This window comes from Providencia sp. PROV080, assembly GCF_033688105.1.
In the GTDB taxonomy this organism is placed as follows: domain Bacteria; phylum Pseudomonadota; class Gammaproteobacteria; order Enterobacterales; family Enterobacteriaceae; genus Providencia; species Providencia zhejiangensis.
The window spans coordinates 2,500,939-2,524,765 of sequence record NZ_CP096346.1 but is presented as its reverse complement, the minus strand read 5'-3'; the positions used below and the strand labels follow the sequence as shown (position 1 = coordinate 2,524,765).

Here is a 23,827-nt window from a genome sequence, read left to right as displayed (position 1 = left end):
ATTAAGATAACATATAATAACGTTTTTTAGTCGAAAGACTAATAAATTAATACTCACGACGAAATTAAGGCTCTATCAAGAGATTTTTTCTCAATAATAGAGCCTTAACGACGGTTTTAAAGAATACTCGCTTGGTTAATTAACGTGGTACTCTCATTCCGCCGCTGACCCCATTAGGGCTCCAGAGAATTTGCCATAGCTGAATATCTCTGGCTCGAAAAGCACCAGCACAGGAATTTAAATAATAGCTAAACATACGTTTAAAGCGAGGCGTATAATTCTCGCTTAATTCAGGCCAGCTATTTAAAAAGCGCTCATACCAAGCCATGAGCGTTTTGTCATAATCAGCACCAAAATTATGCCAATCTTCCATGACAAATTTTCCTTCACTGGATTGACCTATATTTTGAATGGAAGGAAGTACGCCATTGGGGAATATATATTTACCGATCCATGAGTCGACATTTACCTTATTTTTATTAGAGCCAATGGTATGTAACAAAAATAAGCCATCGTCTTTAATATTGCGGCGTGCTACATCAAAATAGGTTGCATAATTTTTAGGTCCAACATGTTCGAACATACCGACAGAAACGATACGATCGAATTTATCATTTAGTTCGCGATAGTCTTGCAAAATAATATTAACATCTAGGCCAGCGCAACGTTCTTGAGCCAATTTTTGTTGTTCTTTAGAAATGGTAACACCGGTAACAGATGCGCCATAATGGCGTGCAGCATAAGCACTTAGGCCACCCCATCCGCATCCAATATCTAACAGACGCATACCCGGCTCAATTTGCAATTTGCGACAGATTAAATCTAATTTATTTTCTTGTGCTTGCTCAAGTGTCGTTGCATTATTCCAATAGCCACAAGAATATTGCATATAAGGATCTAGCATTAGGGTAAAAAGATCATTTCCCAAATCATAATGTTCTTCCCCAACAATCCAAGAGCGTTTCTCTGTTTGCAAATTTCGTAGGCGCGCCATGGCGATTTTCATGATATCTGTGAGGTTATTTGGCAGCTTTGTATCAAGCTTGGCTTTTAAAACTTTATAAAAAAAGATATCCAAGCGTTCACAGTCCCACCAACCGTCCATGTAACTCTCGCCTAGACCGAGAGAACCTTTTTGCAGAACCCTTTTATAAAAATCAGTATTATGTATTTGGATGTCGAACGGTCTAGAGCCGTTTATTTCAATTCCAGCTTGATTTAATAAAGATTCTGCGATTCTTTGCCAATTAGAAACTTTAGTTTTGGTTTCATCTACACAAGTGCTCATATGCTCTCCAACTTGAGATGAAGGTTTTTGAGATAGAATTTCAGCTTGCTGAAGGTGTAGGATTGCGAAGAATTGCTTCACAAAGACAGGAACGCATTTATACCGTCGCGCCCTGAGTTTAAACCATGAATATCGTATTAACTCAAAAATCACTTCGGACTAAGTATTATCCGAGTATAGAAGTGATAATTTTATTTAACAATGGCGAAAAATGTCACTTTTGGTAAAAAAGGAGAATTTTAAACGATAACACTGAATTAGAGTATCAGATAAAGTGTGGATAATCATAGAAAGATGGTCGGAAGAGGGTTTTTTGAGGAAATCAGCCACGACAAAGCAGTGGCTGATGAGTTAACTGGTTGTTAATTCTGATAACTTGTTCTTTCATTAGTCTGTTTAGTGCAATCTTTTGTATATTGCATAAAATAACCAATAATCATCGGTATGATGGTTGCCGCCATGACACCGGTTGTCGACAATAAAGGATCGAAAGGTAACGCTGAAACCAATAAACTGGCTAAAAAACATAAACCAAGTTGCAAAGCATTTTGTAATGCAGCGGCTTTACCGCTAGCCTGTGGATAGGTATTGAGTGCTTTTGACACCGCGATTGGATAAGACGCCCCATTCATTGCTGCCATAAAACAGAATGGAATTAAGATCATGGTGAGGCTCGGTGTTGTGTATATCGCCATCAAAAAGAGTATCGACATGCTCACCGCATAACCGACCAACAGTAATGGAAATAATACTTCAGCACGAATTTTGATTAATAGAAAACGGCAGCCATAGCCACCAATAATAAATGCTAGCGTTTGTGGGATGTAGCTCAAACCAATATCAGCAGGGTTAAAACCCATATTTCTTAAAATAAATGGTGAACCTGTTAACCAAGCAAAAAAACCCGCACTACATGAAGCGTAGACTAACACGTTACCACTATAGATACGTGAACCCAGTAGTTTTAAAAACGAAATAGATTCTTGGTCATGGGAATCCACCGTCATGTCTTTTGAAGGATTCTTTTTCAATAACAGGGTTGGAATTAACAATAAAATACCAACAGCCATTAAGACAATAAAAATAATTTCCCAATCATAATGTTCAAGAACCCATGCACCTAATAACGGTGCTAAAGCCGGAGAAAGAGCCACTAAAGGCATAATCGAAGCAAAGACTTTTTGAGTGCTCGCAGCATCATAGCGGTCAATGACCAGAGCTTGCCAGAGCACAGCCGCACTACAGACGCCAACCGCCTGTAAAAAACGCAAAATAAGGAGTTGAGTCGCATCCGTTACCCATAAAATGCCTAAACAGCTCACAATGAATAACGATAAACCTGCGATCAATATCGGTTTGCGTCCCAGTTTGTCAGATAATGGCCCCCACAAAAGTTGTGCAAAGGCAAAACCAGCTAAGAAAATGCTCAAAGAAGCACTAATCGCACCTTCAGAAGTGTTTAATGCCGTTTGCATTGAACCAAATGCAGGCAGGTACATATCGATGGCTAAAAAACCAAGCATACTCAAACCAGCAAGGTAAAGCATAAAGCCTGGGGAGTTTTTTGTCGCAGAATTTGTCATGGAAGCTTACTTATCCAGAATTTACATAATTGTTAACAGAGACTCTATTTTATAGGTTGTATTTTTACATTGTGAAACGGTAATATTTGGAATCTGCTATCAAAATTTTTGAAAGGTATCATTATGTGGTCAGCTCATGCTCTAGAAGTTATTGATGCCGTTGCAAGAACGGGAAGTTTTAGTGGCGCTGCGGAAGAACTGCATCGTGTTCCTTCAGCAATTAGCTATACGGTTAAGCAAGTAGAGGAATGGCTTGCTGTACCTATCTTTGAACGTCGTCACCGCGATGTTGCCTTAACTGAGGCAGGGGAGATTTTCATCAAACAAAGTCGCTCCGTTATCAAAAAAATGATACAAACGCGTCACCAATGTCAACAGGCAGCAAATGGTTGGCGAGGGCAGTTTAGTATCGCGGTAGATTGTATTGTCAAACCTCAGCGAACAGAGCAACTGATCTTAGATTTCTATCGTCATTTTCCTGATATCGAATTATATATTCATCCTGAAGTGTTTAACGGTGTATGGGATGCACTCGCCGATGGGCGTGTTGATGTTGCGATTGGTGCGACGCGTGCTTCACCCATCGGAGAGCGTTATAGTTTTCGTGATATGGGGTTTATGTCATGGCGTTGTGTGGCCAGTCCAAACCACCCTCTGGCACAGCTAAAAGGAAAATTGACAGACGATCAAATGCGCGAATACCCAAGTTTATGCCTTGAAGATACCTCACGTAACTTGCCGAAAAGAGATACATGGGCATTAGATAATCAGCGGCGTTTAGTGGTGCCATTTTGGGAAAATGGTATGACATGTCTTGTTAATGGCTTATGTGTTGGCATGGTACCTGAGCACCGAGCAAAGCCCTTTTGTGATGAGGGGAAATTAGCCCAATTGCAGCTATCTCAGCCATTCCCTCCGAGTCCTTGCTGTTTAACGTGGGTGGAAAAGAATACATCACCGGCGTTGAGTTGGTTACTTGAATATCTTGGGGATAGTGAAACACTCAACGCCGAATGGTTAGCGCCTTAATTAACGACGGTAGTCAATAAATGGTCCGTCAGCGACAGAGCGACGCTCAACTAGGCGAGGATGGACTTCAATCGTTTGTGCATCTTCGCGCTTGTTCACAATACGATCAAGCAGCATAGCGAATGCCATCTGGCCTAGACGCTCTTTAGGCTGGTGGATAGTCGTCAACGCGGGAGTAAAATAACGCGCATTGCGCACATTATCATAGCCAATGATAGAAATGTCTTGAGGAACACGCAATCCCATCTCATCCGCAGCGCAAATTGCGCCCATCGCCATAATGTCACCGCCACAGAACACGGCAGTAGGTTTTTGCTTATTACTTAAGATCTGCATCATTGCTTTATAACCAGATTCTGGTTCAAAGTCGCCTTGCACGATCCATTCATCACGTAAAGTCACTTTCGCTTCTTCCATGGCTTTTTTAAAACCCGTCAGTCGACCAATACCGGTGTTGCGTTCTAAAGAGCCAGGGATCACGCCGATGTCACGGTGACCCCGATCAATTAAATAACGACCTGCGAGGTAACCGCCATGAAAAGAGTTATCAATAATACTGTCGGTAAAATCACCACGGGAAGTGCCCCAGTCCATGACGACCATAGGAATATTGCGATAATCTTCCAGCATATGGATTAGTTTATCGGGATATTCAGAACACATGACGAGTAGCCCATCAACACGCTTTTGCGCAAGCATTTGTAAGTAAGCTTGTTGCTTACCTAAGTTATTATGAGAGTTACATAAAATAAGGGTATAACCTTTCTCATAGCAACTATTCTCGACTGACTCAATCACTTCAGCAAAATAAGGCGCCTCACTTGATGTCGCGAGTAGGCCAATTGATTTTGTATGATTAACTTTCAAACTACGAGCAACAGCACTCGGTGAATAGTTGAGTTCTTTTATCGCAGCCCAAACAGCCGCTTTAGTATCATCAGCTACGAAGCGCGTTTTGTTTATTACATGGGATACGGTTGTGGTGGAGACGCCAGCGCGCTTCGCCACATCTTTAATCGTTGCCATGGGAAAAAAAAACTCCTGACCAATAATCGGTCTTGTTATGAATTCTTATTAAAAAATTACCTAATATTACCTACATATTGAGGCATAGTGCCTTAACTGGCAATAATTTAGCGATTAGTTATCGATTTTGTCTGATCTAGCGCAAAAACAAAAGAAATAATTGATGTTATAACCTGTGATATAGACACTGGTTTTTATAAATCGTCATGTCATACTTATTTAACCATGTATAAGTTATGGTTATTTTGCTGGTTAACTGTTCGTTATGATGAGAGGGACTCATGGATACAGATTTTAAATTTGGACTATTAGCAGCGTTAGGTTCTTTGGCTGTGATCATTGCTTTTGCAGTACATATTTTTTAATTTTACTGTTTAATTAAAGGTGAAATTAAGAAGGGCGAGTGTTGACTCGCCCTTTAGCTATTCTCTAAAGAAAATGATTAAGCGAGGTTTTCTTCAACGAATTTCCAGTTGACTAAGGCCCAGAAGTTCTCTAGGTATTTAGGGCGCGCATTACGGTAATCAATGTAATAAGCGTGTTCCCAAATATCGACAGTGAGGATAGGTTTATCATCACCAGAGATAGGGGTTGCCGCATTTGATGTATTCACAATAGCTAAGCTGCCATCGGTTTTTTGAACCAGCCAAGTCCAACCGGCACCGAAATTTTTAATCGCAGCATCTGTGAACTGTTGTTTGAATTCAGCGAAAGAACCAAAAGCTTTATTAATGGCTTCAGCAACTTTACCGGTTGGTTCTCCACCCGCATTTGGTGCTAAGCAGTGCCAGTAAAAAGTATGGTTCCAAACCTGTGCGGCGTTATTAAAAATACCCGCATCTGAAGTCTTGATGATCTCTTCCAGTGATTTACCTTCGAAAGCCGTACCTTTGACTAAATTGTTGAGATTAACAACATAGGTATTATGGTGTTTACCATAGTGATACTCTAAGGTTTCTTCCGAGATATAAGGTTCTAGCGCATTTTTAGCATAAGGTAGAGCGGGAAGTTCAAATGACATTGCGTACTCCTTGTTTGCGTTTAAAACAACACATATGGGTGTGGTGCTCATAAAAGTGAGCAAATAATTTAATACGTATATCTTGCTATGAGTTATACACGAACCGAACGTTCATGCGGTCTTGCTTATTCTTTAATAGATTAATAATAGCATGAGATGCTTGCCGAGTTATAGGCATGGATATTCTGCGTCATATATTACCAAATTTTTTCAACAAAAACACCTTAAAATCATAGAGATAATTATCTTAATCAATAGAGTTTAAGATCGCGCTTTTCTGCCTTGTTGAAGGAAGTTCGTGTAACTTAAAACAGGATTCTAGAAAAAATCCCTTTTTCCAGCTTGGAGTGCTATAGTAATACCCCTGTAAAACTGGCATATTGTATGAAACAATCACGTTTTAACATTCCGGTCAAATATTCTAGCTTAGTCGCCATCGTTGAGAAAATGGCTGACGATGGCGACTGACTGCAAATCAGCACCCATGTTCTAAGGAAGTAAAAATGACGACAATTGAAAGAATCGAGCGCCAAATTAAAGAAAACCCAATCCTTCTGTACATGAAAGGCTCTCCTAAGCTCCCTAGCTGTGGTTTTTCTGCTCAGGCAGTTCAAGCTTTATCTGCTTGTGGTGAACGTTTCGCTTATGTCGATATTCTGCAAAATCCAGATATTCGTGCAGAACTACCAAAATACGCTAATTGGCCAACTTTCCCACAATTATGGGTTGATGGTGAGCTAGTAGGCGGTTGCGATATCATCATGGAAATGTATCAGCGCGGTGAACTCCAGTCACTGATTAAAGAAACTGCTGATAAGTATCGCTCTGCGGATGAGACTCGTGCGGAGTAAGTATCTGCTTAGTTAAGAACGCCGAGTAAATCTAAAAAACCGTATTAGCCCCATAGGTTAAGCTAATGCGGTTTTTTTGTATCTTAAGGGGCTTAAGGGGGCGGGGTTACTCTTGCTCTGCGAGTGGCCAACCACCTAGCTTTTTCCATTTATTTACTAATTCACAGAACAACAGTGCGGTACGATTCGTATCATATAAGGCCCCGTGAGCTTGCTTGCCATCAAATGGAATACCCGCTGTCACACAAGCTTTCGCTAAAATCGTTTGTCCGAAAACCAGACCACTTAATGCCGCAGTATCGAATGTGGCAAATGGGTGGAATGGATTACGTTTTAAGCCTGCACGTTCAGCTGCATTCATGACAAAACTATGATCGAATGTCGCATTATGAGCAACAATAATGGCTCGATTACAATCGGTAGCTTTCATCCCTTTGCGTACCATTTTAAAAATAGCGTGCAAAGCGTCGTATTCACTAACTGCACCACGTAATGGGTTAGTGGGATCAATGCCGGTGAAGGCTAAAGCTGTTGGTTCTAAATTTGCTCCCTCAAAGGGTTCTACATGAAAATGTAAGGTCTCATCAGGGGATAACCAGCCGTCTTTATCCATTTTTAAAGTAATGGCGGCAATTTCAAGTAGGCCATCCGTTTTGGCGTTAAACCCACCCGTTTCCACATCAATGACGACAGGATAGTATCCTCTGAAGCGGTTAACGAGTGCATTGGGATTATTTTTATCAGACATTAGGTTTTTATATTAGGTTTCTGGTTAGTGGCTATTATGCCAAAGCCAAAAAAATTTTGCAGATAAACTAAAACTAGGCAGGAAGCACACTGCCTAGTGATTCACTCATCAAGGTAAATTAATTACCTAGGCCTTTACTGGCACTTTTATTTTCAATCAACTCGATTTTGTAGCCATCGGGATCTTCAACAAAAGCAATAATCGTGCTGCCCCCTTTTACAGGGCCTGCTTCTCGAGTGACGTTACCACCCGCGTGACGAATATCTTCGCAGGTTTGAGCAACATTATCGACACCAAGCGCAATATGGCCAAAAGCGGTTCCCATCTCGTAGCTATCAACACCCCAGTTATAGGTTAGCTCAATGACTGCACCTTCACTTTCGTCACTGTAACCGACGAATGCCAACGAATATTTATACTCAGGGTTTTCACTGGTACGCAGTAGACGCATACCCAAAACCTTAGTATAAAAATCTATTGAACGCTGCATATCTGTCACACGTAACATAGTATGTAGTAAGCGCATAAAGAACTCCCTTAAAAGTAACTAAGTGAAACTGAATCGTTTAACGATCAATATAACGCACCTATAGTATCGAACACAATGAAATAGGTTTATTTATTAACCAAATAGTAGATATAATCTAATTCATGGAGTATATCATTAATGGGTGTTTTTAGTTAGGTGATATCAATATGGCGGAGCAACTCGAGTTTTTTGAAATTCAAAGCCCTTGTCGTGGAATTTGTCAAACCAATGAACAAGGTTATTGTCGAGGCTGTTTTCGTTCGAGGGAAGAACGCTTTCAGTGGTTAAAATTTACAGATAGCCAAAAACGCAATATTCTACGTTTATGTCGCCAGCGCTACCTTCGTTCAATCTCGGTTAAAACACAAAAAGATGAGCCACCTTCAACGCAACAAGAACTGTTTTAGTCGATATCTAAACTGAAATAGAGAGTAACTATTTTAAAAAGTAAATTTTATTCGAATATAATTAATTTCAATTCTAATTAATTCAAAAAAGTTAATAACCACACATATTCTTCAATTAAATTTTAGTTATTCAAAATAATTATTAAATAAAGTGTCGGTGATTAAAAATAGCATGATTTTAAGAATAACTATATTTAATTGTTTTTTAAGAAGTAATTTGGAATTGTCTTTTTTATTGTTAATTGTAATTACTATAAGGGTTAAAATAGATAGATTTGAAAGAAGAGTAAGGCTATTCTTATTAACAAGATAATTGAGAGTTCATATTAGTGAATAAAATGATATTTAATATATAAGAAAATTGAATTTGATTTATGATGGAAATCACAAATCAAATGATTGACTATGACCATAAATGGGTATTTATCATGGTTATTTTTAATAATTAGTTGTCATAGCGAGAGGGAGTGAATATATAATTTAAAAAATAATTTATTGGTTGTATATTTGTTAGGCAGAATAGTGTTATATAAGGAGGGAACATTGGAGTCACAAATAGGAACTGATTTATCACGTGTAGTACGCATGTGGAGATCACTCATTGATCATCGTTTGAAACCGCTTAAGTTAACGCAAACGCATTGGATTACATTGCACAATATTAGTCAATTACCACCTGAACAGTCTCAAATTCAACTCGCAAAAGCTATCGGTATTGAGCAGCCATCATTAGTGAGAACACTTGATCAGTTAGAAGAAAAAAAACTGATATCTCGACACACTTGTGTCAATGATAGACGTGCGAAAAGAATAAAGTTAACGGAGGAGTCTGAACCTTTTATTAAGAAAGTAGATGAAGTTATTGATAACACAAGGAAAGAAATTTTAGGCAATATATCTCAAGATGAGCTTGGTCAATTATCCGTTCTGTTGTTAAAGCTAGAAAAAAATATCTTAAGATTACAAGGAGATTTGTAGTTAGAGTTTAATAATAAATTAAGTGTATTATTAGTGTTTCAATTATTACAGCAGAATTAATTTTCTATTTTGCTGGGCCATTATTGTTCTGAGTTTTTGCTAAATAGATGTTTTTTGATATTTAATTATTGATTAAGCTTATTGTTTAGTAATAACTCGTTTTTAACTAAATTGACCAATTAAAGATGAAAAGTTATTCAAAGCAGTATTCATGACAAGCTTTAGTATTCATAAACGTTTGTAAGATTAACTGGTTTTTAAGGAATAAGTCACACAGAGCAAACAAACAATAAATCAAATAGGATTAGCAATTGATGGTGGTAAATCACTTATACATTATCAATCGGTTATTAGAATCCAAGATGATGTAAATACAAATTAGGTGAGTATATAGACAACTAGAGGTATGAAGAGGCTATACGGAAATAGTTTATAAATTCCCTAAGATAAAAAGTATGTTCACCGGTAGGGTACCGGTGAACATATACTCATTATTATTAACGTGGTGATACAGTGACTGTGCCGCCACTATTCGCAATCATGACACGTTGGCCAGAGCGGAAAACACTTGGATCTTGTTTTTGAACAACGACGATATTTTTACCGCTATCAAGACGAATTTCTAATTGTACACCTTGGCTCTTATTCAGCGCACCTTGAGCTTGTTGGCCGGCTAAGCCACCCGCAATTGCTCCCGCTGCGGTAGCAAGCGTTTTACCAGAACCGCCACCAATGGTATTACCCAATAGGCCGCCTAGTACTGCACCACCAATCGCACCGATAACATTTTCATCTTCACCAGCTTGGATGGTAATAGGGCGTGCATTCAATACAGTACCGTAAGTTACAGTCTGTACTTGTTTAGCGTCTTTAGCTGAAATAGTATCACCAGAAAGTGTACTGGTATTGACACAGCCAGATAATACAACGACTGCTACAACACCGACGAAAACTTTCTTAAGCATAATTACTCCTATGAGACTTGCTGTCTGTGGCACTAACATAGCATTGGATAGTTGTTTTAACCATATTCGCAATATGAATGTTACATTTGGGTCAAGTTAAAACGGGTATAAGACTACTGATTCTGATTTAAACAGAGTGTAAACACTAGGTAAAATATCTCAAAGTAGGAAATATTTCATAAACTAAGGCACACTTTGTTAAATTCTTGCATGACACAAATTCATGAACAATCATAATTGAGTATTAATCATACAAAAAAATATGTTCTTACGATCAATTATCTTTGTCTTTATTAAATTCAGTTTAGTAATTATACACTAAATTATAATTAGTGAGATATAGATATCAGTGCGTTTGTAATCCCCCCGAAAAATCGCAGCAGTTATTTATAGAAAATTCTATTAAAATAAACTCAAGGAGTTTTCTATGCGTAAATCAAAATTCACTGATAGCCAGATATTGGCAATCATTAAACAAAATGAAAGTGGTATGCCCGTTCCAGAACTCTGCCGAGAACATGGTGTTAGCTCTGCAACATTTTATAAGTGGCGAGCTAAATTCGGCGGTATGGATGCTTCGTTGATGAAGCGAATGAAAGAACTCGAAGACGAAAACCGTCGGCTCAAAAAAATGTATGCGGAAGAACGTCTCAAAGCTGAGATTCGTTTGGAGGCGCTTGAGGGAAAGTTATAAAGCCATCTCATCGTAAGGAGATGGCTAAGGCTGCCGCAATTAAGTATGACATAAGCATTCGCTTTGCTTGCTTGTGCATGAATGTGAGCGAAAGCTGCTTTTACTATCAAAGTAAACTTAATGCTGAAAACGATCAGATTGCTGACTGGCTAATACGCCTAACCGAAAACAAAAAACGTTGGGGGTTTGGTCTATGTTTCTTGTATTTACGCAACGTAAAGGGCTTCGCATGGAACCACAAGCGCGTTTATCGAATTTATTGTGAGTTGGAGCTTAATCTTAGAATTAGGCCTCGCAAACGCTTAAAACGCGATAAGCCTGATGCCCTCAGTGTGCCTGTAGCCATTAACCAAGTATGGTCTATGGATTTTATGTCAGACAGCTTAGCCAGTGGCCGCAGCATTCGAACCTTTAATGTCATTGATGATTTTAATCGTGAATGCTTAGCGATTGATGTTGATTTATCGTTGCCTAGCGCACGAGTTATTCGGTCGTTAGAACAAGTCATCGAGTGGCGCGGTAAACCCAAAGCGATACGATGCGACAACGGACCAGAATATATTTCAGGAGAGCTAATAAACTGGGCAACACGGCAGCAAATTACCTTACTTTATATTCAGCCTGGCAAGCCTACACAAAATGCTTACATTGAACGCTTTAACCGAACAGCTCGTCATGAATGGCTTGATTTAAATATATTTGAGAGCGTTGAGCACGCTCAAGAACTTGCCACACAGTGGCTTTGGACTTATAACAATGAGCGGCCGAATACGGCGATTGGAGGAATACCCCCGAGACAGCGATTACAGGTAGCTTAAACTCTATAAATAGTTACTGTGAAAAGTGGGGGGATTACACGTTCAAATAATGAGATTTGCGTATATTTTAAACATAGAAGGGGATTATTTCGTTAACTCTCTTTTTTTCTGCGAGTCAGCCCGAGAAATCACAATGTCTGGTTGACAAAAACTTCCATCAAAGCACAATCTTTTTAGGTTTAAACTCACAAGCCGTAACGCTAACTAAAGGAACGATAATGATAAAGCAAGGTCGTTATATAGGGATCATGTCAGGAACCAGCTTAGATGGGGTCGATGTTGTTCTTGCAGCGATCAGCGATAAATTTGTTGCTGAGCAATCCAGTATTAGTATTGCGTTTCCTGTTGAGTTGAAAAAAAGAATTCTCAATATATGCCAAGGTCAGGAAACCACATTATCTGAAGTTGGAAAAATTGATCGTGAGTTAGGTTCTCTTTATGCAGATGCTGTGAACCAGTTGCTAGCTAAAACGGGAGTCGCGGCTACCGATATCATTGCAATAGGTTGTCATGGGCAAACAGTTTGGCATGAGCCTGATGGTGAAGCACCTTTCACAATGCAACTTGGTGATAATAATCGGGTCGCCGCATTAACGGGTATTACGACAGTCGGTGACTTTAGACGGCGAGATATGGCGTATGGCGGGCAGGGGGCACCACTTGTGCCTGCCTTTCATTTAGCGGTATTGGGTCATGCGATAGAAAAAAGAATTATATTAAATATTGGTGGCATATCGAATATTACAGCTTTACTGCCAGGCGCTTATGTCAAAGGTTATGATACCGGGCCTGGGAATATGTTGATGGATATATGGGTATGGCGTCATAAACAATGTGGCTATGACGAAAACGGTAATTGGGCAAGCTCGGGAATTGTGCATCAACCACTACTTAAAGCGATGTTACGCGATCCCTATTTTAGACGTTCGGCGCCTAAAAGCACGGGGCGAGAATATTTTAATATGCAATGGTTAGATAAACATTTAGCGAATTTCCCCGCACTGTTACCTCAAGATGTGCAAGCCACCTTATGTGAATTAACCGCGGTGTCCATTGCTGAACAAATATTGCTTTGTGGTGGCTGTGAGCGTTTAATCGTGTGCGGTGGCGGAGCAAAAAATACCTTTTTAATGCAGCGCCTTGCTGCGTTACTGCCGGGAACAGAAGTTGGCCCAAGCGATAAATATGGATTAAGTGGTGATGATATGGAAGCGCTGGCTTTTGCTTGGCTCGCTGCACGAACGATCGCGAATCTACCGGGTAACCTTGCGTCAGTGACAGGTGCTGAGCGTGCCACTGTTCTTGGCGCGATTTACCCTGCCAATACCGATGAAAAATAATTGCGTTAAGGAAATGAGACAACGATGAACGACGCACAAAACTTAAAGCTTGCAGCACTACGCCGTGAATACACTCAAGGCGGCTTAAGACGAACCGATTTAACGCCAGAACCTCTGGCATTATTTGAACGATGGTTAAAACAGGCCTGTGAGGCAAATCTCAGTGATCCAACGGCTATGTGCGTCGCGACGGTTGATGAAACAGGTCAACCTTATCAACGTATTGTGTTATTGAAGCACTTCGATGAAAAAGGGTTAGTTTTTTACACGAATATGGGGAGCCGTAAAGCTCAGCATCTAGAAAAAAATAATAAGGTGAGCTTACATTTTCCATGGTATCCACTTGAGCGACAAGTGAGTTTTTTAGGTGTGGCAGAACGTTTGAATCCGATTGAAGTGGTGAAGTATTTTCATAGTCGGCCAAAAGATAGCCAAATTGCAGCTTGGGCATCTCAACAGTCATCGAGAATTTCGGCTCGGAGTATTTTAGAAGGTAAGTTTTTAGAGCTAAAACAAAAATTCCAAAATGGCGAAGTACCTCTTCCTAGTTTTTGGGGCGGGTTTCGCGTGGTCTTTAATAGTGTTGAGTTTTGGCAAGGGGGAGCTAATCGTTTACATGACCGTTTTATTTACCAGCGTGATGGGGACGGATGGAAAATTGATAGGTTAGCGCCGTAATAAATTGTTTTTTAGCTGGCACTTAAAAGCTAGGCGCTTTATGCTATAGCTTCGTTTACGAAAACTGACAAGCGATCCCCATGAGATCGGGAGAGTCTTCTCATCTCAGGGGCTTTTTATTAAAAATAGATAGACAAAATTCAACTGATGGAGTCATTGATGTCTAGCAATAACCTGATTAAACAATTGCAAGAGCGGGGCCTCGTTGCCCAGGTAACGGATGAGGATGCGTTAGCAGAGAGACTGGCGCAAGGCCCTATCTCTCTCTATTGCGGCTTCGACCCTACCGCCGACAGCTTGCATTTGGGACATCTGGTTCCCTTGCTGTGTTTAAAACGATTCCAACTAGCCGGGCACAAGCCTGTGGCGTTGGTCGGTGGCGCGACGGGTCTGATTGGTGATCCGAGTTTTAAAGCCTCTGAGCGTAAATTAAATACCGCAGAGACCGTCCAAGAGTGGGTGGAAAAAATCCGTAATCAAGTTTCGCCTTTCCTGAGTTTTGATTGTGGCGATAACAGCGCTAAATTAGCCAATAACTATGACTGGTTTGGCAAAATGGATGTGCTGACTTTCTTACGTGATATCGGCAAACACTTCTCTGTTAACCAGATGATCAATAAAGAAGCCGTTAAACAGCGTCTAAATCGTGATGATGTAGGTATCTCTTTTACTGAGTTTGCTTATAACTTACTCCAAGGCTACGACTTTGCAAATCTGAACAAAGAGCACGGCGTAGAATTACAAATTGGTGGTTCAGACCAATGGGGTAACATTACCTCTGGGATCGACTTAACCCGTCGTTTACATCAAAACCAAGTCTTTGGTATGACGGTGCCACTCATCACAAAAGCTGACGGGACAAAATTTGGTAAAACAGAAGGTGGGGCAGTGTGGCTTGATCCGAAGAAAACAAGCCCATATAAATTCTACCAATTCTGGATCAATACCGCAGACGCCGATGTTTATCGCTTCTTGAAGTTCTTCACTTTCATGGAGTTAAGTGAGATTGACGCCTTAGAAGAAGAAGATAAAAACAGTGGTAAAGCTCCACGTGCACAATATGTTTTGGCTGAAAATGTCACGCGACTGGTACACGGTGAAGAAGGCTTAGCGGCTGCTCGTCGTATTACTGAAAGTCTCTTCTCAGGCGCTGTTTCTGATTTGACTGAGGCGGATTTTGAACAGCTTGCTCAAGATGGTATGCCATGTATTACGCTTGAAAATGGTGCGGACTTACAACAAGCATTAGTTGATTCAGAGCTAACACCATCACGTGGCCAAGCAAGAACAGCGATTAGCTCAAATGCCGTTGCCATTAATGGTCAGAAACAAACTGACCCTATGTATGTATTTAATGATTCTGACCGCTTATTCGGTCGTTTCACATTGATTCGTCGTGGTAAGAAAAACGACTGTTTAATCAACTGGAAATAACTCTGACTAACCGTTGTGATAATAGCCCGAGAAAATCTCGGGCTATTTGTACTTGTGATAGTTCAAGCTACTTGGCAGGTGTGATGTATTAACGTGCTTTACGGATTGCTTTGCATCGACAGTTGGCAAGATAACAATAGCAAGCAGTGTTTGTCACCAATGCTATGTCTCTGAATTATTAGCGTATATCGACAATGGCTAATCACTAATTTCTCTTCATTCGTCATAATAAATCCTTGGATTTTCCATGAAAAGTATTCTTTCAATTCAATCCCACGTAGTTTTCGGTCATGCTGGAAACAGTGCTACGGTATTTCCTATGTGCCGTATGGGGGTCGATGTTTGGCCACTTAACACTGTACAGTTTTCGAATCATACGCAGTATCCACAGTGGACGGGAACGGTTTTTCCAGCTCAGCATTTGACAGATATTGCCAGTGGTTTAGCCAAAATTCATAAACTGGAAATATGTGATGCTGTCCTAAGTGGCTATATTGGCTCAGCGGAACAAGGTAAGGATATTCTATCGATTGTTAAGCAAGTCAAAGCGGCTAATCCACAAGCAATTTATTTTTGTGACCCAGTAATGGGGCATCCTGAAAAAGGTTGTATTGTTGCACCGGGAGTGGCTGAATTTCTTTGTCTGCAAGCCCTACAAATGAGTGATGTGATTGCGCCTAATTTACTAGAGTTAGAAACGTTATCAGGTGAAACGATTGTAACGGTAGAGCAGGCGGTACATGCGGCACGGCAATTGTGTCGTAAAGGACCTAAAATTGTTTTAGTCAAACATTTGAGCCGAGCTGGCTATCGTGCTGATCGTTTTGAAATGATCTTAGTGACGGCTGAACACAGTTGGCATGTAAGTCGTCCACTGGTTGATTTTGGCGAAAAACAGCCCGTGGGCGTAGGTGATTTAACCAGCGGTTTAATGTTGGTGAATTTATTAAAAGGCGCAAGTTTACCAAAAGCTCTGGAACATGTTACTGCAGCAGTGTATGAAGTGATGCTAACCACCAAAGAAATGGGCGAGTATGAGCTTCAGTTAGTGGCGGCTCAAGATAAATTAGTGACGCCAAACCATAAATTTTGCGCCACAGAACTCGATTAATATTTTTATCGTTTACATAGCGCTCCAGTGATGAAGCGCTATGATAAATTAGATCAGCCCTTCAGCCGATAATGCTTCTTGAACTTTAGGACGTTTAGCAATTTTGCCGCAATATTCAGTCAAATGTTTCAAGTGAGTAATATCAACACCCACTAATTTTGCCCAATTGCTCACGGTGAATAAATAAGCATCTGCAACAGTAAAGCTATCATCTGCAAAGAAAGCTTGTTTAGCTAATACATCATCAACATATTGGAATTTTCTTGAGAGAGTTGCTTTGGCTATTTGCTTGTATTCTTCAGGGGTTCCTGGTGTGAATAAAGGCGCAAAATTCTTATGTAGCTCAGTGGAAATAAAATTCAGTGCTTCAAGTTGATGATAACGTTTCATCGTGCCAGCAGGGGCGATTAAATGTCTATCTTGTTTTTGGTCAGCGAGATATTGCACAATCACTGCACCTTCCGTCAACTGTTCACCATCATCTAAAATCAAGGTAGGAACTTGCCCTTTAGGGTTGATAGCTAAGAAATCTTGGCCATCTTCCGTTGTTTTATCTTTTAAATTGACGCGTATAATGCTGAAGTCCAGCCCTGTTTCGCGCAAGATAATGTGAGGAGAAAGAGAACAAGCACCGGGAGCATAATACAATTTCATCATAAAACTCCTAAATAGTTATGTTGGCAATCAGAAGACACATATTTTATAGAGTATATCATGACTGGCGGGAAAGAATTTGCTTTAAGGTGTCAGTTTAATCGCAAAATAGTTAATTGGCTTAATGCAAACCGATAAATCGCGCGATATCAATAAATAATTACGATTGTTCCTTGCTTTGATCTTGAAGATATCCAGCTTAAATGGAGGCGTGATTAATGATGTATACAGGGGAGTGGAAGGCTTAGCCATGATTGGTGAGCGTGACTTTTATGATTATCGTTCACCTTAGCGATATATTAGCGATATAAAAGAAAGATTGCTATTGGACGTTAATAAGAAAAACGCCATCATAAGATGGCGTTTCAAGATAAACTGACACTTATTTTAGTTCTAACTCATTCATCGCAGCGATGCTGAAACCACCGTCAACGTGAACGACTTCACCAGTAATACCGGCTGCAAGGTTAGAGCACAGGAAGGCGGCTGTATTACCAACATCTTCGATCGTGACAGTACGGCGGATTGGCGTTACAGCTTCACAATGCGCAAGCATTTTACGGAAATCTTTAATACCAGATGCCGCTAGTGTCCGGATTGGACCGGCAGAAACCGCGTTCACACGGATACCTTGAGGACCCATAGCATTGGCCATATAACGCACATTAGCTTCCAAAGAGGCTTTTGCCAGGCCCATGACGTTATAGTTAGGGATCGCACGCTCAGCACCTAAGTAGGTCAGCGTTAACAGAGAGGCATCTGGGTTCAGCATTTCACGACATGCTTTTGCCATTGCAACAAAGCTATAAGCACTGATGTCGTGAGCGATACGGAAGCCGTCACGAGTGACCGCATCAACATAGTCACCATCGAGTTGGTCTGCTGGAGCAAAGCCGATTGAATGGACAAAGCCATCAAATTTAGGCCAGGATTTTCCTAATTCAGCAAACAGAGCGTCAATACTTGCATCAACAGCAACGTCACATTCAATAACGAGGTTAGAGCCTAAAGATGCAGCAAACTCTTCAACACGCGGTTTTAATTTTTCGTTTTGATAAGTGAACGCCAGTTCAGCGCCTTGATCATGCATTGCTTTAGCAATACCGTATGCAATTGATAATTTACTGGCAACACCAGTGATTAGAATGCGCTTGCCGGTTAAAAAACCCATAGCATTATCCTTGTTTATTTTCTATTGAAAGCGCGAATATACCAGAAGACACCGTGCCTTGGGTAGTTTTCGCGTTCCTTATTGACGAATTATCGATATCTTACCATGTATTACATTAAGAAGGGTATTTTGCTGTTCTCCTCGGAGCAGTCAAATATCCTGGCGCCATGCATCAATGGATAGTGGTTCACCGAAATGGCTCTCAATTAATCGGCGTGTCACATCATGAAGTGGTGATGCGAGTACCTCAGCGGTATTGCCCCGTTCGACAACAATGCCTTTATCCATGACGAGCATTTTATCGCTAATATGTTTCATCATCCCTAAATGCTGGGTTACGTAAATATAGGCAATATCTTGTTTGGCCTGTAGTTCCAACATGAGGTTAATGATTTGTGAACGCATTGACATATCGAGTGAAGCCAATGCTTCATCCGCAATAATAATTTCGGGTTGTAAAATCAGTGCCCTTGCGAGCGCAACACGCTGTTTTTGCCCAGATGCTAGCATATGCGGATAATATTCTGCATGATCGGCTAATAAGCCTACTTGCCGTAGTGTTTGAATAATACGGCGTTCTCGTTCAATTCCGGTCAAATCAGTATTGAGCTTTAACGGTAATTCAAGTGTTTGCCCAATACGTTGTCGTGGGTTTAATGAGGTACTAGGATCTTGGAATATCATACGCACCCGCTGGCTACGATAGCTATAATCGCCATAGCTAAGTCGATGACCGCGGATCATAATTTCACCCGCGGTCGGTTCAGTGACACCTGATAGCATGCGCGCCAGTGTTGATTTTCCTGAACCATTCGCGCCAATAATCGCTAAAGTTTGCCCTGCTTGCAGATTAAAACTTAACGGTTTAACGGCTTCTAATTCATATCGGCGGAATAACCCTTCACGAAAACGAAATGTTTTTGTGAGGTTACGTACCTCAAGTAAGGTATCCATCAGTTTGGTTCCTCCGTATTTAACGGGTAGTGGCAAGCAAATAGATGGTTTTTAATATTACGTAAAGGGGGTGCCACGATACAGGTTCGTTGAGCATAAGGACATCGAGGGCCTAAGCGACAGCCAATGGGTAAATGCTCCAGTGATGGGATCGCACCGGGTAACGTATTTAACCGTCCTTTATGCGGAATAGGGCTTTCGAAATCAGGTATTGAACGAATAAGTGCTTGCGTATAAGGGTGATGAGGTCGCTGTAGAATATCTTCAGGTGTGGCACTTTCAACGGTTTGCCCACAGTAAAGCACATTAATTCTATCGACGAGTTTTGACATCATTTCCATATCATGACTGATCAATAAAATAGTCATGTTATTGTTTTGATTTAGCTTATCGAGTAAACGAAAAATTTGTGCCTGCGTCGTGGATTCCATCGCGTTAGTGGGTTCATCAGCAATTAATAAACGAGGCTGATTAGCAATAGCGATAGCGATCATCACTTTTTGGCATTCACCATCGGTCAGTTCATAAGGGTAGCTACGCATAATATCTTTATGATCTTTAATACCAACACGATGTAACAGTTCAATAGCACGACGTTTTCGCCAATTAAATCGCTGCCACCAACGGCCTTTATACGTCCATCTTGGGATGGCTTGTATTAATTGTTTGCCAATATCCTCAGCAGGATCAAGGCAAGATTGCGGCTCTTGGAAAATCATCGAGATATTGTGACCAATTAGTTTTCGGCGTTTACGCGGACTCAATTTTAATAAATCGATATCTTGAAAACGAAAGCGGTCTGCCGTGACGCGAATATTGTCTTTAGTTACCCCACAAATGGCTTTTGCGATTAAGCTTTTACCTGAGCCTGACTCACCGACTAAGCCTCGAACTTCACCTTCGGTCAGCGTCATAGAAATACGGTCAACCGCCTTGACGGGGCCATTGGCGGTCATAAACTCAATGGTTAAATTGCGGATGTCTAGTAAAGGCATTATTCAACCCCCGCATTAATGGCTCGATGTAAACCATCGCCTAATAAGTTGACGAATAAGACACTCATCATAATGGCAGCGCCAGGTAAAATCACAGACCAAGGTGCAACATAGATCAGTTCCAAGCTATCACCGAGCATAGCGCCCCATTCTGAAGAGGGTAATTGTGCACCAAGGTCAAGAAATCCTAAAGCCGCAATATCTAAAATGGCAATAGAGAGCGCTCGGGTTAATTCGGTGACTAATATCGGGGTGATGTTAGGTAATACGGTATACCACAAAATAAAAATATTTGAAGCGCCATCAAGACGTGCCGCAACAATATACTCTTTATCCAGCTCATCGTGAACGGCGACATAGATGGTTCTGACCATGCGAGGGATCAAGGCTAAGCAGATAGCCAGCATCGCATTTTGTAAGCTCGCCCCCATAAATGCCACGACAATAATTGCAAGTAGCAGAGAGGGAATTGAGAGAAGGGTATCGAGTATATGATTAAAAATGGCGGATTTTAAACCGCGTGTCATACCGGCAAGACAACCAAGCACCAGCCCTATCATGGTGGCGATAAATGTTACCAATAGAGCCGCACCGAAAGTGGATTTAGTACCCAGAATAAGCCGGCTAAGGATATCTCTTCCAAGGTCATCTGTACCCAGAAAAAATGCCACATTACCGTAATGAGACCAAGAGGGCGGCAGTAATTGATAACCTAGAAATTGCTGGTCGATAGTATAAGGTGCGAGGTAACTGCCTATAAAAGAAAGGGCTAATAAAAACAATACGCCATAGAAGCCAATCATCGAAATAATATCAGATGAAAAAATATTCCAAACTACCCGCGTTGGGGAAGGCATTTTTTGTTCACGATAAAAATTATCTGAGGACATACCAATCCTTATGTTTTAACGGATCCATCATCGCACCTAAAATGTCTGATAACACGTTAACGGCAATCACTAAGGCTCCGATTAGCATGACACCTGCTGAAATAGCGGAATAGTCTTGTTGGCGTATCGCTGTCACCAACCAACGGCCTAGTCCGGGCCAGTTAAATACGACTTCAGTCACCATGGTTAATGTTAGCATGGTAGAAAACTGTAAGCCTAATTTAGGAATAATGGGGGGAATTGCGTTATGAAAAATATGGCGGCGAATAATCGTCAGCCTTGATAGCCCACGCGTTGCAGCGGCTTTTATATAGTTTGCGCTGGCAATTTCCTCGGTACTGTTTCGCACTAAGCGAATGACTTCGGTTGTTGGTGCTAACGCGAGAGTTAATACAGGAAGCACCATATGTTCTAGCACATTGATAATCATCTGTTGGCGATAAGGTGAATCAGAAAGCCAAGCATCGATTAATGCAAAGCCAGTAATCGGCTTTAAATTATAGAGAAGGTCAATACGTCCAGAAACGGGGAGCCAACCGAGGCGCAATGAAAAGAACAGTGTGAGTACTAATGCGAGTACAAATACAGGCACCGAAAAGCCTAATAATGCAAACGTACTGATTGCGACATCAACAGGTTTATTGCGCCAAAATGCGGCGATCATACCAAGAGGAATACCGACGATGAGAGCAAACATGAAGGCTAAAATACACAGCTCCATGGTGGCGGGGAAGGTATCCTTTAATTGCTCGGTAATAGGTTCGCCATTAATGCTGGAAACGCCAAAATCGAAATGGAGTAAACCATCGAAATAGAATAAATAAGCATCAACTAATGAGGCACCACTTAAAGGCGCATTAGGCGTAAAGTAGCTGAGGCTAAAACTTACCAAAGAAAGGAAGAAGACGGTAACTAATAGCAACAGTATACGGCGCAGCGAGTAGATGATCATGGTTGCTGCTCCTGTTTAGGTTTGATTTTTTGAGCATATTCACTCATATCTCGGTATACGCCAGCAAACGAGGTATTGCCAAATGCACTGATCACTAATCCTTTCATATCAAAACGGTATGCCTGCAAACGTAAAGAATAGGCTAGGGGTAAAACAGGCAAATCATCACTTAATATCTGCTGTGCTTGATGATAATAATCAATTCTAGCGGCAAGTTGTTCTGTCAATAAAGCTTTATGCAATATCTCATCAAAAGAGGGGCTACACCAATGACTTAAATTGGTTTGAGAGGCTATCGCGGCACAACTTAACAGCGGACGGAAGAAACTATCGGGATCGTTACTGTCAGTTGCCCAGCCAGCGAGGGTCATATCATGGGAGCGATCCATTAATTGGTTTTCCTGAAAACGCCCTTCAACAGAACGAATGTTCATGGTAATCCCAACTTGTGCTAGATCGGCTTGGATAAGCTCTGCCATTTTAAGTGGGCTGGGATTATAGGATTGTGAGGAGATAGGCACCCACAAATCAAGGGTCAGGTTTTCGAGACCTAGTTCTTGTAGCATCTTTTTTGATAGCTCAGGATTATAATCTGTTACTTTGGCTTGATTATCATAAGCCCAAGACGCGCGAGGAAGAATAGAAGCTGCTGTTTCCGCGGTACCATAGTAGATTGATTGCATTAAACGTTCATTATTAATTGCATAAGCAATCGCTTGACGTACTTTCAATTGGTTAAGCGGTGGTTTGCTAGTGTTAAACGCTAAATAAGCAATGTTCATACCTGAACGCATCGAAATACGTAAACGAGGGTCATCACGTAAGACAGAAAGTTGGCTAGCTGCGGGATAAGCCAGTACATCGCACTCACCCGTTAGTAATTTTGATATGCGCCCTGTGCCACCCGCTCCCATATCGATAACAATTTCCTCCATACGAGGCTGACCTTTCCAATAGTGATTGTTACGCAGTAAGCGAACAAATTGTCCTGCTTGGTAATCATCAAAACGGAATGGGCCGGTTCCTACTGGACGCCAATCAATCATTTCTTGTCGATTAATACGAGAAAGATGGTCTGCATACTCGGCTGACAAAATGGGGGCATAGTGTGTGGCTAAATGCCATAAGAAAGAAGCATCGGGCGCATTAAGACGAAATTCGACAGTGTAGTTATTCAATTTACGGACACTCTGCACACTATTAGCAAACTGCAAGCTATCAAAGTAGGGGTAATGACCCCCACTGATATAGTGATAGGGGTGATTGACTTCAAACATGCGGGAAAAACTAAAAACGACATCATCCGCATTCATATTACGTGTTGGTGTAAACCACGGCGTCTCTTGAAACTTTACGTCTTTACGCAGTGTTAATCGGTAAGTGGCACCATTATCAAGAACCTCCCATTTAGAGGCAACCTCCGGAATTAGCCGATAGGTAAAAGGGTCAACATCCAGTAAACGGTCATAGATTTGTGCTGCTAAAGGATCAACGATCAGGCCACTGCTCGCTAACTGTGGATTAAATGTGGTGACAATGCCATTAACACAATAGATAAAGCCATTTTGGCGGATGTTCTCAGGAACATCGTTTGCCATGGTATCTTTGTATGACATATTGCCACTAAGAGCCTGAGCTGTTAGTGAAAGAGTATATAGAAGCCAAAGAGTTATTAGGCGCATAGCACTGATATCGTTAACCTTAAAAAACG

Annotated in this window: 24 protein-coding genes; 10 read left to right on the top strand and 14 right to left on the bottom strand. The window is 41.0% G+C overall.

Features of this window, described 5'->3' with window-relative positions; all coding sequences use genetic code 11:
- Positions 1-139: 139 nt before the first annotated feature.
- Both cfa and punC read right to left on the bottom strand, forming a co-directional pair.
- Complete coding sequence (gene cfa, locus M1F03_RS11115; RefSeq protein ID WP_154625078.1) at positions 140-1,288, bottom strand: cyclopropane fatty acyl phospholipid synthase; 1,149 nt, start codon at positions 1,286-1,288, stop codon at positions 140-142.
- Between the two features lie 362 nt (positions 1,289-1,650).
- Positions 1,651-2,871 (bottom strand): purine nucleoside transporter PunC, encoded by a 1,221-nt coding sequence (gene punC / locus M1F03_RS11110; protein ID WP_251464319.1) that lies wholly within the window; start codon positions 2,869-2,871, stop codon positions 1,651-1,653.
- Positions 2,872-2,994: 123 nt separating this feature from the next.
- On the opposite strand from punC, the gene punR reads away from it, so the two are divergent.
- A complete protein-coding gene (gene punR, locus M1F03_RS11105; protein WP_154625070.1) occupies positions 2,995-3,900 on the top strand; it encodes a DNA-binding transcriptional activator PunR in 906 nt (301 codons plus the stop codon).
- Here punR and purR read toward each other — a convergent pair whose 3' ends face one another.
- Complete coding sequence (purR, locus tag M1F03_RS11100; RefSeq protein WP_154625071.1) at positions 3,901-4,926, bottom strand: HTH-type transcriptional repressor PurR; 1,026 nt, start codon at positions 4,924-4,926, stop codon at positions 3,901-3,903.
- Positions 4,927-5,207: 281 nt separating this feature from the next.
- Here purR and M1F03_RS20040 point away from each other — a divergent pair, with 281 nt between their 5' ends.
- Positions 5,208-5,291: a YnhF family membrane protein gene (locus M1F03_RS20040; RefSeq protein WP_101495216.1), complete on the top strand. Its 84-nt coding sequence runs from the start codon at positions 5,208-5,210 to the stop codon at positions 5,289-5,291.
- 77 nt (positions 5,292-5,368) lie between these two features.
- Here M1F03_RS20040 and sodB read toward each other — a convergent pair whose 3' ends face one another.
- Positions 5,369-5,947: a superoxide dismutase [Fe] gene (sodB, locus tag M1F03_RS11095; RefSeq protein WP_154625072.1), complete on the bottom strand. Its 579-nt coding sequence runs from the start codon at positions 5,945-5,947 to the stop codon at positions 5,369-5,371.
- A 503-nt stretch (positions 5,948-6,450) separates the two neighbouring features.
- Here sodB and M1F03_RS11090 point away from each other — a divergent pair.
- Positions 6,451-6,798 (top strand): Grx4 family monothiol glutaredoxin, encoded by a 348-nt coding sequence (locus tag M1F03_RS11090; RefSeq protein WP_163861998.1) that lies wholly within the window; start codon positions 6,451-6,453, stop codon positions 6,796-6,798.
- A 106-nt stretch (positions 6,799-6,904) separates the two neighbouring features.
- Here M1F03_RS11090 and rnt read toward each other — a convergent pair whose 3' ends face one another.
- Positions 6,905-7,546 (bottom strand): ribonuclease T, encoded by a 642-nt coding sequence (gene rnt / locus M1F03_RS11085; protein ID WP_154625074.1) that lies wholly within the window; start codon positions 7,544-7,546, stop codon positions 6,905-6,907.
- Between the two features lie 118 nt (positions 7,547-7,664).
- Entirely contained in the window at positions 7,665-8,072 is a 408-nt protein-coding gene (gene gloA / locus M1F03_RS11080; protein WP_154625075.1) for a lactoylglutathione lyase, read from the bottom strand.
- 170 nt (positions 8,073-8,242) lie between these two features.
- On the opposite strand from gloA, the gene M1F03_RS11075 reads away from it, so the two are divergent.
- Both M1F03_RS11075 and slyA read left to right on the top strand, forming a co-directional pair.
- Positions 8,243-8,482, top strand: a complete 240-nt coding sequence (locus tag M1F03_RS11075; protein ID WP_154625076.1) for a DUF1289 domain-containing protein — start codon at positions 8,243-8,245, stop codon at positions 8,480-8,482.
- A gap of 543 nt (positions 8,483-9,025) precedes the next feature.
- Positions 9,026-9,460 (top strand): transcriptional regulator SlyA, encoded by a 435-nt coding sequence (gene slyA, locus M1F03_RS11070; RefSeq protein WP_154635589.1) that lies wholly within the window; start codon positions 9,026-9,028, stop codon positions 9,458-9,460.
- Between the two features lie 497 nt (positions 9,461-9,957).
- Here the strand turns inward: slyA and M1F03_RS11065 are convergent, their stop codons facing one another.
- A complete protein-coding gene (locus tag M1F03_RS11065; protein ID WP_154622766.1) occupies positions 9,958-10,425 on the bottom strand; it encodes a glycine zipper 2TM domain-containing protein in 468 nt (155 codons plus the stop codon).
- A gap of 427 nt (positions 10,426-10,852) precedes the next feature.
- On the opposite strand from M1F03_RS11065, the gene M1F03_RS11060 reads away from it, so the two are divergent.
- The 5 genes from M1F03_RS11060 to pdxY all read left to right on the top strand — a co-directional run bounded on the left by M1F03_RS11060 (position 10,853) and on the right by pdxY (position 16,500).
- A protein-coding gene (locus M1F03_RS11060; protein WP_374195714.1) for an IS3 family transposase occupies positions 10,853-11,937 on the top strand; the annotation gives its coding sequence in 2 pieces (ribosomal slippage) (positions 10,853-11,114 and positions 11,114-11,937; 1,086 coding nt in all).
- 218 nt (positions 11,938-12,155) lie between these two features.
- Positions 12,156-13,277 (top strand): anhydro-N-acetylmuramic acid kinase, encoded by a 1,122-nt coding sequence (gene anmK / locus M1F03_RS11055; protein ID WP_196713031.1) that lies wholly within the window; start codon positions 12,156-12,158, stop codon positions 13,275-13,277.
- A 24-nt stretch (positions 13,278-13,301) separates the two neighbouring features.
- The gene (gene pdxH, locus M1F03_RS11050) at positions 13,302-13,955 is read left to right on the top strand and encodes a pyridoxamine 5'-phosphate oxidase (RefSeq protein WP_154622764.1); all 654 of its coding nucleotides are present in this window, start codon (positions 13,302-13,304) and stop codon (positions 13,953-13,955) included.
- Between the two features lie 159 nt (positions 13,956-14,114).
- Complete coding sequence (tyrS, locus tag M1F03_RS11045) at positions 14,115-15,389, top strand: tyrosine--tRNA ligase (protein ID WP_154622763.1); 1,275 nt, start codon at positions 14,115-14,117, stop codon at positions 15,387-15,389.
- A 247-nt stretch (positions 15,390-15,636) separates the two neighbouring features.
- Positions 15,637-16,500, top strand: a complete 864-nt coding sequence (gene pdxY / locus M1F03_RS11040) for a pyridoxal kinase PdxY (protein WP_251464314.1) — start codon at positions 15,637-15,639, stop codon at positions 16,498-16,500.
- A gap of 48 nt (positions 16,501-16,548) precedes the next feature.
- Here the strand turns inward: pdxY and gstA are convergent, their stop codons facing one another.
- The 7 genes from gstA to sapA all read right to left on the bottom strand — a co-directional run bounded on the left by gstA (position 16,549) and on the right by sapA (position 23,798).
- The gene (gene gstA / locus M1F03_RS11035) at positions 16,549-17,154 is read right to left on the bottom strand and encodes a glutathione transferase GstA (protein ID WP_251465294.1); all 606 of its coding nucleotides are present in this window, start codon (positions 17,152-17,154) and stop codon (positions 16,549-16,551) included.
- A gap of 382 nt (positions 17,155-17,536) precedes the next feature.
- The gene (gene fabI, locus M1F03_RS11030) at positions 17,537-18,325 is read right to left on the bottom strand and encodes an enoyl-ACP reductase FabI (protein WP_154622761.1); all 789 of its coding nucleotides are present in this window, start codon (positions 18,323-18,325) and stop codon (positions 17,537-17,539) included.
- Positions 18,326-18,475: 150 nt separating this feature from the next.
- Positions 18,476-19,279 (bottom strand): putrescine export ABC transporter ATP-binding protein SapF, encoded by an 804-nt coding sequence (gene sapF / locus M1F03_RS11025; RefSeq protein ID WP_272661236.1) that lies wholly within the window; start codon positions 19,277-19,279, stop codon positions 18,476-18,478.
- A complete protein-coding gene (gene sapD, locus M1F03_RS11020; RefSeq protein ID WP_154622759.1) occupies positions 19,279-20,274 on the bottom strand; it encodes a putrescine export ABC transporter ATP-binding protein SapD in 996 nt (331 codons plus the stop codon). The genes sapF and sapD overlap by 1 nt, the downstream gene beginning before the upstream one ends.
- Positions 20,274-21,164 carry a putrescine export ABC transporter permease SapC gene (gene sapC, locus M1F03_RS11015; protein WP_154622758.1) on the bottom strand — a complete coding sequence of 297 codons (891 nt, stop codon included), beginning with the start codon at positions 21,162-21,164 and terminating at the stop codon, positions 20,274-20,276. The genes sapD and sapC overlap by 1 nt, the downstream gene beginning before the upstream one ends.
- Complete coding sequence (gene sapB, locus M1F03_RS11010; protein WP_154622757.1) at positions 21,151-22,116, bottom strand: putrescine export ABC transporter permease SapB; 966 nt, start codon at positions 22,114-22,116, stop codon at positions 21,151-21,153. Before sapB ends, sapC begins: the two co-directional genes overlap by 14 nt.
- The gene (sapA, locus tag M1F03_RS11005; RefSeq protein WP_154622756.1) at positions 22,113-23,798 is read right to left on the bottom strand and encodes an ABC transporter substrate-binding protein SapA; all 1,686 of its coding nucleotides are present in this window, start codon (positions 23,796-23,798) and stop codon (positions 22,113-22,115) included. Before sapA ends, sapB begins: the two co-directional genes overlap by 4 nt.
- Positions 23,799-23,827 lie beyond the last annotated feature (29 nt).